Annotated in this window: 1 protein-coding gene; it reads left to right on the top strand. The window is 54.1% G+C overall.

All coding sequences use genetic code 11. The annotated features are described in order from the left end of the window. On the top strand, positions 1 to 294 hold a 294-nt coding region (locus HEM79_RS22430; protein WP_183082734.1), incomplete at both ends, for a class I tRNA ligase family protein.

The raw sequence follows: 294 nt of genomic DNA, 5'->3' as shown, positions 1-294 counted from the left end.
ACGGCTCAATCCACCTCGGCCATATGCTGGAGCACATCCAGGCTGATGTCTGGGTCCGTTACCAGCGAATGCGCGGCCACGAGGTCAACTTCATCTGCGCCGACGATGCCCACGGTACGCCGATCATGCTGAAAGCCCAGCAGCTTGGTATCACCCCGGAGCAGATGATTGGCGAAATGAGTCAGGAGCATCAGACTGATTTCGCAGGCTTTAACATCAGCTATGACAACTATCACTCAACGCACAGCGAAGAGAACCGTCAGTTGTCTGAGCTTATCTATACTCGCCTGAAAG

This window comes from Escherichia sp. 93.0816 (genome assembly GCF_013368855.2).
Lineage (GTDB): Bacteria > Pseudomonadota > Gammaproteobacteria > Enterobacterales > Enterobacteriaceae > Escherichia > Escherichia ruysiae.
The sequence above is the reverse complement of the archived record's forward strand: the minus strand, read 5'-3'. Positions and strand labels throughout refer to the sequence as shown.